Below are 12581 nucleotides of genomic sequence, written 5' to 3'. Positions count from 1 at the left end.
TATCGGTCAGCAGGAACCCGGTATGTTCTTTGATTGCATAGACTGGACGCGGGCCTGGTACGCGTCTGTGCTGCCGCTGGCAACGGAAATCGGTGGCGCACCATCTGTCGACGCCAATGCCGATGTGGATGTTGTAGCCTATGCCGGCTGGCGCGGCAAAATCAATGCTTATGCTGCGCAGGCCGCGCTGAGGAACCACCGGCAGCAGGCGCTGCGCTTCGTCACGCAGGAGGAGCTGCCGGAAGGCATGGCCTACGAAGCCTATATCAGCGATACCGGCCACATCCCCACCAGGGAAAATTTGCATGATTTTTTCAATGCACTGGTGTGGCTGAATTTTCCTATGATAAAGATGCAGTTGAATGCCTTGCAGTCAGCGCAGATCGCCAGCCTGGGTGTGGGGAAATCGCGCGGCGCTGCCCGCGATGCGGCCACCATCTTCGATGAAAACGCCGCCTTGCTGGTGATACGGCATAGCGATGAAGGTGCGGCCTTGCTGGATGCCTTGCAAAATCATCGCTGGCAGCAGGCATTCGTCGAACAGCGGCATTTGTTCGGCACACATTGCGAAGTGTGGTCCTTCGGCCATGCATTGATGGAAAAGCTGGTGCAGCCATATAAAGCGATTACCGCGCACGCGTGGCCTGTCATTGTCGAAGCCAATTATTTTGATCTTGATGTGCATGCGCGACGCGCCTACCTGGACCGCAAGGTCGCACAGCAATTGAAGGGGCATGCGCTGACAACTGCGGATTACACGCCTTTGCCGGTGCTGGGTATTCCGGGCTGGTGGCCGGATCAGAATGAAGAATTTTATGCAGATACGCAGGTATTTCGGCCAAAACGGCTTGCGCGGGACTAAGAAGACGTTTCCCTCGAATAAAAAAGGAGCCGCAGGCTCCTTTTTTTAATGATCATTTACTGTTCGCGTATCCAGGTCTGGGTACGCCCAAACAGCGGCGCGCCTATATAGCCACGCACGTTCAGTTTCTTGTTGTTTTCAATCACGCTCAGTTTGCTGTTATACAGCTTGCCGTTGCCCGGATCGAGGATCTTGCCGCCGGTGTATTCATCGCCATCTTTTTTCAGGCCGGATAATATGGTCATGCCTATGATGGGCTGGTCCTTGTTGGCGCCTGTGCACTGATCGCACTTGGGATTTTTTTCTGCATCGCCTTCAATGAACAGCTTCTCTATCTTGCCTTGCAGCTCGCCGCCGGTTTCAGTAATGCGTATCAGGGCCTTGGGTTTGCCGGACTTGTCGTCTATGCTTTTCCATAGTCCGACCGGAGTGGAGGTCAGCGCGTCTTCTGCGTGGGCTACATGGGTGCACAGCATCAGCGCAAGCGGGGCCAACAGGGTGACCAGGGCGAATTTTTTCATGGTGTCTCCATTTCCAACTTTTTAGTAGTGTTAAAACAATTGTACGCGGCACAAACTTCGGCCGCGTACATATTTTTTAGAGCATCTACTTTAACGAGGAAGAGAAAACTGCTTAGGCTGCCGGCAATTTAGCAAACTGCTCGCGCAGTTTTTCCAGCGTTGCCGAGAAGGCCGCCATGCGCTCCTTCTCTTGCTCTACCACTTGTACCGGTGCGCGGGCGACAAAGCTTTCATTACCCAGTTTGGCTTGCGCCTTGGCAATTTCAGCATCCAGGCGCGCGATTTCCTTATTCAGGCGCTCGCGCTCTGCAGCAACGTCGATCTCCACTTTCAGCATCAGCTTGGCATCGCCAACAACGGACACCGGTGCAGGGGATTCCGGCAAGGCGTCCAGCACCTGCACTTCAGACAATTTTGCCAGCGCCTGCAGGTAAGGTGCAAAAGCCTGCATCCTGAGTTTGTCTTCCGCATTAGCGGCTTGCATCAGCAGGGGTACGCGCACTGCAGGCGACAATTGCATTTCACCGCGCAGGTTGCGGCAGGCATCCGTCATTGCTTTCAGCGCCGACATCCAGCCTTCAGCCTTCTCGTCGATTTTTTCCGGCTGCGAAATCGGATAGACCTGGCGCATGATGGAATCTTCCGCTTCCAGCTTGCGACCGGCTAACGGTGCCACTGTTTGCCACAGGGCTTCAGTGATGAAAGGGATCACCGGATGCGCGAGGCGCAGCGTGGTTTCCAGTACGCGCAGCAAGGTGCGGCGGGTGGCGCGCTGTTGCGCTTCCGTGCCGTTCTGTATCTGCACTTTCGCTACTTCCAGATACCAGTCGCAGTATTCATCCCATACAAACTTGTAGATGCTGGAAGCGATATTGTCAAAGCGGTAGTCGGCAAAACCCTTGGCGATATCCGCTTCGGTGCGCTGTAACGTGGAGACGATCCAGCGGTCTGCCTGGGAAAAGTCCAGGTAGCCTGCTGCGCAATCTTCCTTCGTATGCTCTTCCAGTCCGCAATCCTTGCCTTCGGTATTCATCAGCACGAAGCGGGTTGCATTCCACAGCTTGTTGCAGAAATTGCGGTAGCCTTCGCAGCGGCCGAGGTCGAAGTTGATATTGCGGCCCAGCGATGCATAGCTGGCCATGGTGAAGCGCAAAGCATCGGTACCGTAGGCGGTAATGCCGTCGGCGAAATCCTTGCGCGTGGCTTTTTCTATCTTGGCTGCATCCTTGGGATTCATCAGGCCGGTGGTGCGCTTGGCGACCAGCTCGTCCACGCTGATGCCGTCGATCAGGTCGATAGGGTCCAGTGTATTGCCCTTGGATTTGGACATCTTCTGGCCGCTGGAGTCGCGCACCAAGCCATGTACGTAGACGGTATCGAAAGGTACCTTGCCGGTGAAGTGTGTGGTCATCATCACCATGCGAGCTACCCAGAAGAAAATGATGTCGAAACCGGTGACCAATACCGAAGACGGCATGAACAATTTCAGGTCCGGCGTATCTTCAGGCCAGCCCAGCGTGGAGAAAGGCACCAGCGCTGACGAGAACCAGGTATCCAGTACGTCTTCATCGCGCTTCAATGCGCCGGTATAACCCTGCGCGGTTGCTTTTGCTTGCGCCTCTTCGGCGCTGCGGGCAACAAAGATCTGGCCATCGTCGCCAAACCATGCCGGGATCTGATGGCCCCACCACAACTGGCGTGAAATGCACCAGTCCTGGATATTGTTCAGCCACTGGTTGTAGGTGGTGCTCCAGTTTTCCGGCACGAATTTGATTTCGCCGGTAGCGACTTTTTCCAGCGCCACTTCCGCTATGGATTTTCCCGGGAACAGTGTGCCCTCAGGCGCAGGCTTGCTCATTGCCATGAACCATTGGTCGGTCAGCATAGGCTCTAGCACTACGCCGGTGCGGTCACCGCGCGGTACCTGCAATTTATGCGGCTTTACCTGCTCCAGCAGGCCCAGCGCATCCAGGTCGGCAACGATCTGCTTGCGGGCGACGAAACGGTCCAGGCCCTGGTATTTCACCGGTGCCTGATCGCTGATCTTCGCATCCAAAGTCAGGATGCTGATTTTTTCCAGATTGTGGCGCTGGCCTATCGCATAATCGTTAAAGTCATGCGCAGGCGTGATCTTCACGCAGCCGGTGCCGAATTCCTTGTCAACGTACTCATCCTTGATGATGGGGATTTCCCTGTCCGACAGCGGCAGCTTCAGCATCTTGCCGACCAGGTGCGCATAGCGCTCGTCGGTAGGATCCACCGCCACGGCGACGTCGCCCAGCATGGTCTCAGGGCGCGTAGTCGCTACCGTGATCTGGCCACTGCCGTCCGCCAGCGGATAGCGGATGAACCACATCGAGCCGTCTTCTTCTTCGGACTGCACTTCCAGATCGGAAACCGCAGTGCCCAATACCGGATCCCAGTTCACCAGGCGCTTGCCGCGATAGATCAGGCCTTGTTCTACCAGGCGCACGAATACCTCTGTCACTACCTTGGAGCGAGGCGCATCCATCGTGAAATATTCACGATGCCAGTCGGCGGATGCACCCATGCGGCGCATCTGGCCGGTGATGGTGGAGCCGGACTTTTCCTTCCACTCCCACACTTTTTCCAGGAATTTTTCACGGCCCAGGTCGTGGCGGGAAATTTTTTGCGCATCCAGTTGGCGTTCCACGACGATTTGCGTTGCGATACCGGCGTGATCGGTGCCGGGTATCCAGGCGGTATTGTGGCCGCGCATGCGGTAGTAGCGCGTCAGGCCATCCATGATGGTCTGGTTGAACGCATGGCCCATGTGCAGCGTGCCGGTGACGTTCGGCGGCGGCAACTGTATGCTGAACGATTGTTTGGCTGCGTCCATGGAGGCGGTGAAATATCCGCGCTGTTCCCATTCACTACGCCAGTATTGTTCGATTTCTGCGGGCTCAAAAGACTTGGCTAATTCCATAATGTGTCAGTGGTGGTGAGATATATGCTAAACCATTGATTATAAATGAGACTATGCCGCTGCATATGCGAAAAAACAGCCAAGAGGGAATTAAAAGCGCGGTTTGACTTGCATAAAAGCAAATAAAAGAAAAATTTCCGCCATCTTCCCTTATCTGTGCCCGGCTATATGCGGTATCCAATATTTAGTGGTGACGGGCCGCCAAAAAACCTTATAATTCGGACTCGCTGCGGCAAAGAAGTTTTTGCCGCGCGAAAAATGCTAGGGGTCCTGGCGAACACATTGTGTTTGGCCGGGTGAGAAATACCCTTGAACCTGATCTGGATAATGCCAGCGAAGGGAAGCAAGACTAGTCACGGCCCGATTTCTATGTACTATCCTCGGTCCGTCTGGTCGCCTCCCAAGCTGCTCACACTTGGGAGCGTTATGAACGCCAATCCGAAATTTTTGTCTGCAACAGCAACGGTAGATGCCGCCGCTGTCCAGCCTTTACCCAACTCCCGCAAGATTTATGTACAGGGCAGCCGCCCCGACATTCGCGTACCCATGCGCGAAATCAGTCAGGCCGATACGCCGGCGTCCTTCGGCGCAGAAAAAAATCCGCCTATCTATGTGTACGACACCTCCGGCCCTTATACCGACCCGGAAGCAATCATCGATATCCGCTCCGGCCTGGCATCGGTACGCGGTGCATGGATAGCCGAGCGCGGCGATACCGAAGAGCTACCCGGTCCGACTTCGGAATATGGCATAGAGCGCCTGAATGACTCCAAGCTGGCCGAGCTGCGCTTCAACCTGAAGCGCAAGCCGCGCCGCGCGCTGGAAGGCCGGAATGTGACGCAGATGCACTACGCCAGGCAAGGCATCGTCACCCCGGAAATGGAATATGTGGCAATACGCGAAAACATGCGCCGTAAAGAGTATCTGGAAAACCTGAAAGCCTCCGGCCCCATGGGCAGCAAGCTGGCCGACATGATGGGCCGCCAGCATCCGGGCCAGTCTTTCGGTGCAGCGATCCCTGCAGAGATCACGCCGGAATTCGTACGCGATGAAATCGCCCGTGGCCGCGCGATTATCCCTGCCAACATCAATCACCCGGAAGTGGAACCGATGATCATAGGCCGCAACTTCCTGGTCAAGATCAATGCCAATATCGGCAACTCCGCAGTGACGTCGTCGATAGGTGAAGAAGTCGAGAAAATGACCTGGGCCATACGCTGGGGCGGCGACAATGTGATGGACCTGTCCACCGGCAAGCACATCCACGAAACCCGTGAATGGATAGTGCGTAATTCCCCTGTGCCCATCGGCACCGTGCCCATCTACCAGGCGCTGGAAAAAGTCAACGGCAAGGCTGAGGACCTGACCTGGGAAATCTATCGCGATACGCTGATCGAACAGGCGGAACAGGGCGTCGATTACTTCACCATCCATGCCGGCGTGCGTTTGCAGTATGTGCCGCTGACGGCCAAGCGCATGACGGGCATCGTGTCGCGCGGCGGCTCCATCATGGCCAAATGGTGCCTGGCGCATCACAGGGAAAGCTTCCTGTACGAGCATTTTGAAGATATCTGCCAGATCATGAAGGCCTATGACGTGTCCTTCAGCCTGGGCGACGGCTTGCGTCCAGGGTCCATCTATGATGCGAACGACGAGGCACAACTGGGTGAACTGAAGACCCTGGGCGAGCTGACGCAGATCGCCTGGAAGCACGACGTGCAGGTGATGATAGAAGGCCCCGGCCACGTGCCCATGCACCTGATCAAGGAAAACATGGACCTGCAACTGGAAGCCTGCCATGAGGCGCCTTTTTACACGCTGGGGCCGCTGACAACCGATATCGCTCCTGGCTACGACCACATCACTTCCGGCATAGGCGCGGCGCAAATCGGCTGGTATGGCACGGCGATGCTGTGCTACGTGACACCGAAGGAACATCTGGGTTTGCCGAACAAGGTGGATGTGAAGGACGGCATCATCACCTATAAGATCGCAGCCCACGCCGCCGATCTGGCCAAAGGCCATCCGGGTGCGCAGATTCGCGACAATGCCTTGTCCAAGGCCAGGTTTGAATTCCGCTGGGAAGACCAGTTCAATATCGGCCTGGATCCTGACAAGGCCAGGGAATTCCATGACGAGACCCTGCCCAAGGATTCAGCCAAGGTAGCGCATTTCTGCTCCATGTGCGGCCCACATTTCTGCTCGATGAAGATCACGCAGGAAGTACGCGAATATGCCGCCAGCCAGGGTATTTCCGAAATTGCTGCGCTGAAGCAGGGCATGGAAGTCAAAGCCGTCGAGTTCATTAAGTCTGGTGCTGAGTTGTATCGCAAACAATAGCGACGGAGTGGATATGGAAATCGAGTTGAATGGTTCGGCTCACCAACTGAAAGAGGGGCAGAGCCTGTCTGAACTGGTTGATGTGCTTGGCTTATCCAGTCAGGCGATAGCCGTGGCGGTCAACCGCGCTATCGTTGCGCGCCCCCTATGGACGACTTATGTTCTTAGCCAGAACGATAAGGTGGATGTAGTACGTGCAATCGGCGGCGGATAAAAAGCCCGATCCTTAAAGCTTGGTTAGCCTGGTTGGCTGTTGGTTTTGACTTTAATCCGCTGGGGACGCTGCATTTTTCGCTTCACAGAAAATGGATCAGAAATGAACGTTGTTTGAGCCATAGGCGAGTTTCGTTCATTTCCCATTTTTTGTGATGCGGAAAATGTGATGGGCTTGCCCATCACCCAAAGGGCAAGTCTGCGGTCGCCTTCTTTTTGCTTACTTTTTCTTGGCGAAGCAAGAAAAAGTGAGTGGCCGCCGGGCCACCCCCGGCCTGTAACGACGAAGTGAAACCTGCTTGTTAAGTAATCGCTTCGAACGCCCAAAAGGGCAACAGGGAAAATTATGCCAATCGATACTCAAACTCCCGGCCTCACGATCGCCGGAAAAACCTATAAGTCACGCCTGCTGGTAGGCAGCGGAAAATACAAGGACCTGGAGCAGACCAGGCTCGCCACCGAAGCCAGCGGGGCTGAGATCATCACGGTGGCGATTCGCCGCGTCAATATCGGCCAGGATCCGAATGCCCCCAGCCTGCTGGATGCGGTGCCGCCCAGCAAATACACGATACTGCCTAATTCAGCCGGGTGTTATAACGCAGAGGATGCAGTGTATACGCTGCAACTGGGGCGTGAGCTGCTGGGCGGGCACAAGCTGTGCAAGCTGGAAGTTTTGGGGGATGAAAAGACTTTGTTTCCCAATATGCCGGAGACCCTGAAGGCTGCCAAGACGCTGGTCAAGGATGGTTTCGATGTGATGGTGTATTGCAGCGATGATCCTATCCAGGCGCGCATGCTGGAGGATATAGGCTGTGTTGCGGTGATGCCGCTGGCGTCGCTGATAGGCTCGGGCATGGGCATACTCAATCCCTGGAATTTGTCGCTGATCATTGAGCAGGCGAGAGTGCCGGTGCTGGTGGATGCCGGTGTCGGTACTGCTTCGGATGCGGCAATCGCGATGGAGCTGGGCTGCGATGGCGTGCTGATGAATACTGCGATTGCCGGCGCGCAGGATCCGGTGCGCATGGCGCGGGCGATGGGGCTGGCTGTGGAAGCAGGCCGCGAGGCCTGGCTGGCGGGGCGGATTGCAAAACGTTTCAGCGCATCGCCTTCGTCGCCGATGGCGGGCCGCGTGGTTTGATGTCGCTGTCTGGACCTCCCAAGCGCGCTTGCGTCCTGGTTTTTGCCGGCAGCGACCCTAGCGGTGGTGCCGGCATACAGGCCGATATACAGGCGATTGCTGCGCAAGGCGCGCATGCGCTGACGGTGATCACGGCGTTGACGGTGCAAGATAATAACCGCGTGCAGGCGGTGCATGCGGTCGCGCCTGAACTGGTACGGCAGCAGGCGCAAGCGTTGCTTGCGAGTGTGCCTGTTGCAGCTGTCAAGCTGGGTATAGCCGGCAGCCGCGGCAATGCGCTGGTGATTGCAGACCTGATACGCGGCATGAAGCTGACCCAGCCCGATTTGCCGGTAGTGCTGGATACGGTGTTGGGCAGCGGGCATGGCGATGCATTGGCGGTGGAAAACGCAATCAATGTGATCACGCCCTTGCTGGAAGTGGCGACCTTGATTACGCCGAATCTGCCGGAAGCCGCCTTATTGCATCCGGCCGGGGATTCCCTGCTGCAGCAGGCGCGGTGCCTGCTGCAGAACGCGTGTGCTGATGTGCTGCTCAAAGGGGGGCACGGTAGTGGAGAGCAGGTCAGCAACCGCTGGCTGAGCATGGGAGTGGGTGGTTGGCGCAAGGAGTGGGCGTGGCCGCGCTTGCAAGGGGAATTTCACGGCAGCGGCTGCACGCTGGCTGCGGCCATTGCCGCCCAACTGGCCTTGGGACGAACAATGGAGGATGCGCTGGACAACGCGCAGGGTTATTGCCAGCAGGCGCTGACAGACGCATTCATTATCGCTGCGGGGCAATTGATTCCGGCCCGTATTAAAATTTCTTAAAAGCTGAAAACGTATGACAACATTATCAAACCTGTTGAAAGGCCTCTACCTTGTGACGCCCGATTGGGACGATACGCAAAAATTACTGGATGCGACAGAGCAGGCCTTGCTGGGCGGAGCGGCAGTTGTGCAGTACCGGCACAAGTTTGCCGGGGAGGCCCTGCGCCATGAACAGGCGCATGCGTTGCTGCAGCTATGCAGGCACTATCAACGCACCTTCATCATCAACGATCACGTTAATCTGTGCCTGGAGCTGGATGCAGATGGTGTACATGTAGGTGGCACGGATGCCTCAGTGGCAGAAGTACGCATGCGCTTGGGCAAAGAGAAAATCGTTGGCGCGTCCTGCTATGGCGATATGCAATTGGCGCGCCTTGCTCGTGACACGGAGGCAAGCTACGTTGCATTCGGCGGTTTTTACCCTTCGCGAGTCAAAAAATATGCGGTGACGACGCCGCACAGTATCATCGGCCAGGCAAAATCTGAAATTCCCTTGCCGAATGTGGTGATAGGTGGCATGACGGTGGACAATGCAGCACCGCTGGTGGCGGCAGGAGCCGATATGGTCGCGGCAATCAGCAGTGTGTATATGGCGCAGGATACTCAAGCGGCGGCAGCAGCTTTTGCCGCTTTATTTGCGGCAAGGACTTAGCCGGGGCCTTGGAGCCCCGGCTGCGTGGACTCCACCGGCGACAGGAAAAGGCTGCAGAGAATCATGCATTCTTTGTGCAAAGCAGTGGCGCGAGCGCGCGCTCGCGTGTCGGCTGATCCCATTCGGCAGTAAATACTTGCATACTTTGCTGGACTAGCAGTCGCTGAATGTCTGCATCGCACAGATGCGTCTGCAGTTCATTCAGGGCGGCGATCAATTCAGGGGTCAATTTATCCAGTACAGGCCGCACATCGCGCCCGAGGTCCGGCGCATTGTCAAAATTTGGCAGGTGTTGCTGCCGCCATTTGGCATGCAACTGAAGCTGGATGATTTTTCCTGCATCGAACTGGGACTGGAAGAAATCCTTCGCCAGCTTGGCATCCAGGCCTGCCTGTTTTGCCCTTGAGCCAATATCGTCAAGGATTTGCTGTTCCCGCGCCGGATCGTCAACCGGTGCGCCCGAGTTCCACTTGCTTTTGGCGACCAGTGGCGCTACCGCCAATCTTTGGTTCATCATAAGCAGCAAGTGTCTGACAGCGAGTTCGTGGGTTTTTTCCTGTTGCGGCAGTTTTGTTGCGCAGGCGGCAAGTAGGGCAATGATAAGCAGCAGTAATGTGTTTCTTTTATAGGCTGAGAACATGGCTGGAAGCTTGGGAATGATTAAATTAGCTCCCAGTATAAGGCGCTATCTTGCTTTGATTACCCTCTGCTAGCTTACGGGCCACTTATTTACGGTGCCAGCAGCATAAATCACCGCCCATGCCGCACTCCCGTATAATCTGGGAATGCAAAATCTTCTCCATAACCTGAATCCCGAGCAGCTTGCCGCTGTGACCCTGCCTGCGCAGTCTGCGCTGATACTGGCCGGTGCCGGCTCGGGCAAGACCCGCGTACTCACCACGCGTATAGCCTGGCTGGTGCAGACCGGCCAAATTTCGGCCAACGGCATCCTGGCAGTGACCTTCACCAACAAGGCCGCGAAGGAAATGCTGATGCGGTTGTCGGCCATGCTGCCGATCAATACCCGCGGCTTGTGGATAGGTACTTTCCACGGCCTGTGCAACCGCTTGCTGCGCGCGCATCATCGCGACGCGGGTTTGCCGCAGACTTTCCAGATCCTTGATTCAGCCGATCAGCTCTCTTTCATCAAGCGCTTGCTGAAGGCCAATAATGTCGATGATGAGAAATATCCACCCCGTACGCTGATGTATTTCATCAATGGCGCCAAGGATAGCGGTCTGCGTGCCAGCGAAGTGGAAGCCTATGATGCGATAGAGCGCAAGATGGTGGAGCTGTATGACTTATACGATCAGCAATGCCAGCGCGAAGGCGTAGTGGACTTTGCCGAGCTGCTGTTGCGCAGCTACGAGCTCTTGAGCCGTAACCAGCCCCTGCGCGAGCACTACCAGGCGCGTTTCAAGCATATCCTGGTGGATGAGTTCCAGGATACCAATGACCTGCAATATAAATGGTTGAAGCTATTGGCGGGCCAGCATGGCGCTGTGTTTGCCGTCGGAGATGATGATCAGAGTATTTATGCCTTCCGTGGTGCCAATGTCGGCAATATGTCGGCATTTGAACGCGAGTTCCGCGTGCAGAACCTGATCAAGCTGGAGCAGAACTACCGCTCGCACGGCCACATCCTGGATGCGGCGAATACGCTGATCGCCAACAACAGCAAGCGCCTGGGCAAGAACTTGCGTACCGATGCCGGCCATGGTGAACCGGTCAGGGTGTACGAGGCCACCAGCGATATCCAGGAAGCACAATGGATAGTCGAGGAGGCCAAAAACCTGATACGCGAAGGCTCACTGCGCAGCGAAATCGCGATCCTTTATCGCTCCAATGCGCAGTCGCGCGTGATCGAACACTCCTTGTTCACGTCGGGTATTCCTTACCGCGTGTATGGCGGCCAGCGCTATTTTGAGCGGGCCGAGATCAAGCATGCGATCGCCTATCTGCAATTGATGGACAATCCGCACAATGATTCTGCCTTCCTGCGGGTAGTGAATTTCCCGGCGCGCGGCATCGGGGCCCGCTCGCTGGAGCAATTGCAGGATGCGGCCAAGCAATACAATCTTTCGCTGTATGCCGCAGTGCCGTATGTGGCGGGCAAGGCGGGATCTTCGCTGTCTTCCTTTGTCAAATTGATTGAGGGGGCGCGTTTCGAGACCCAGCAATTACCGTTGCCGGAAATGGTGCAGATCGTGCTGGAAGTCAGCAGCCTGATCGAGCACTACCAGACCGAGAAAGAGGGCGCCGACCGGATAGAAAATCTGGAGCAGCTGGTCAATGCTGCCACCCTGTTTGTGTCCGAGGAAGGCTTCGGTCTGGATGCGCCTGCACTGGCTGGCCCTGCATCGCAGGCAACGCCGAATGTCATCACGATTGCCGACGGCGTGGAGATCATTGATGCTGATGCGGCGCTGCCGGCGGTGATGTCACCTTTGTCTGCCTTCCTGTCGCATGCTTCGCTGGAAGCTGGCGACAATCAGGCGCAGGCCGGGCAGGATGCGCTGCAATTGATGACAGTGCATTCGGCCAAGGGTCTGGAGTTTGATGCGGTATTCATTAGCGGCCTGGAAGAGGGCCTGTTCCCGCATGAGAACAGCGCCAAGGAAGAGGGCGGCGCGGAAGAAGAGCGGCGCCTGATGTATGTGGCCATTACCAGGGCCAGGAAGCGGCTGTACATGAGCTTCTCGCAGACCCGCATGCTGCACGGACAGACCCGCTATAACATGCGCTCGCGCTTCTTCGACGAATTACCGGAAGAGGCAATGAAGTGGCTGTCACCCAAGACGCAGCCAAGCTGGTTCGCCAGCTCCAAGTCGGCCTGGGACGAGTCGCCCAGCACCGGCGCCAACACGATAGCGCAAAGCTTCAACAAGAATGCCTGGCGCATAGGCGAATCGGTATTCCACGCCAAGTTTGGTGAAGGCGTGATTGTCAATATCGAAGGCAGCGGCGCCAATTCCAGGGCGCATATCAATTTTGGACGGCACGGGATGAAGCTGCTGGACCTGAGTATCGCCAAGCTGGACAAGATCCCCGGTTAAAGTTATGTTGATGGCAAGCGCTCGCTTGCGCGCAGCTTTG

General features: G+C 56.3%; 10 protein-coding genes and 1 riboswitch. Of the genes, 7 read left to right on the top strand and 3 right to left on the bottom strand.

The features are described from left to right. Window positions 1-22: 22 nt before the first annotated feature. Window positions 23-862, top strand: coding sequence for a DUF3025 domain-containing protein (locus IEW12_RS14625; RefSeq protein ID WP_188566737.1), 840 nt, complete (start codon window positions 23-25; stop codon window positions 860-862). A gap of 56 nt (window positions 863-918) precedes the next feature. On the opposite strand, the gene IEW12_RS14620 is transcribed toward IEW12_RS14625, so the two are convergent. Together IEW12_RS14620 and IEW12_RS14615 are read right to left on the bottom strand one after the other, a co-directional pair. Then, window positions 919-1383, bottom strand: a complete 465-nt coding sequence (locus IEW12_RS14620) for a DUF2147 domain-containing protein (protein WP_188566736.1) — start codon at window positions 1381-1383, stop codon at window positions 919-921. Window positions 1384-1495: 112 nt separating this feature from the next. Next, window positions 1496-4330 (bottom strand): valine--tRNA ligase, encoded by a 2835-nt coding sequence (locus IEW12_RS14615; RefSeq protein ID WP_188566735.1) that lies wholly within the window; start codon window positions 4328-4330, stop codon window positions 1496-1498. Between the two features lie 253 nt (window positions 4331-4583). Continuing rightward, a riboswitch (TPP riboswitch) is annotated at window positions 4584-4689 on the top strand. A 67-nt stretch (window positions 4690-4756) separates the two neighbouring features. Here IEW12_RS14615 and thiC point away from each other — a divergent pair. From thiC to thiE, 5 genes are all read left to right on the top strand, one after another. Further along, entirely contained in the window at window positions 4757-6670 is a 1914-nt protein-coding gene (thiC, locus tag IEW12_RS14610; protein ID WP_188566734.1) for a phosphomethylpyrimidine synthase ThiC, read from the top strand. Between the two features lie 25 nt (window positions 6671-6695). Beyond that, window positions 6696-6884, top strand: a complete 189-nt coding sequence (thiS, locus tag IEW12_RS14605) for a sulfur carrier protein ThiS (protein ID WP_308789132.1) — start codon at window positions 6696-6698, stop codon at window positions 6882-6884. Between the two features lie 345 nt (window positions 6885-7229). Next, window positions 7230-8024 (top strand): thiazole synthase, encoded by a 795-nt coding sequence (locus IEW12_RS14600; RefSeq protein WP_188566732.1) that lies wholly within the window; start codon window positions 7230-7232, stop codon window positions 8022-8024. Further along, complete coding sequence (gene thiD, locus IEW12_RS14595) at window positions 8024-8833, top strand: bifunctional hydroxymethylpyrimidine kinase/phosphomethylpyrimidine kinase (RefSeq protein WP_188566731.1); 810 nt, start codon at window positions 8024-8026, stop codon at window positions 8831-8833. Before IEW12_RS14600 ends, thiD begins: the two co-directional genes overlap by 1 nt. Before the next feature lie 13 nt (window positions 8834-8846). Continuing rightward, entirely contained in the window at window positions 8847-9485 is a 639-nt protein-coding gene (gene thiE / locus IEW12_RS14590) for a thiamine phosphate synthase (RefSeq protein WP_188566730.1), read from the top strand. A gap of 61 nt (window positions 9486-9546) precedes the next feature. On the opposite strand, the gene aroQ is transcribed toward thiE, so the two are convergent. Next, window positions 9547-10125, bottom strand: coding sequence for a gamma subclass chorismate mutase AroQ (gene aroQ / locus IEW12_RS14585; RefSeq protein WP_188566729.1), 579 nt, complete (start codon window positions 10123-10125; stop codon window positions 9547-9549). Window positions 10126-10270: 145 nt separating this feature from the next. Between aroQ and IEW12_RS14580 the strand changes: the two genes are divergently transcribed. Next, entirely contained in the window at window positions 10271-12541 is a 2271-nt protein-coding gene (locus IEW12_RS14580; RefSeq protein WP_188566728.1) for a UvrD-helicase domain-containing protein, read from the top strand. Window positions 12542-12581: the final 40 nt, after the last annotated feature.

The organism is Parundibacterium terreum, assembly GCF_014636315.1.
GTDB lineage: Bacteria > Pseudomonadota > Gammaproteobacteria > Burkholderiales > Burkholderiaceae_D > Undibacterium > Undibacterium terreum.
Note: the sequence above shows the minus strand (reverse complement) of the source record. Positions and strands in the feature narration are given on the sequence as shown.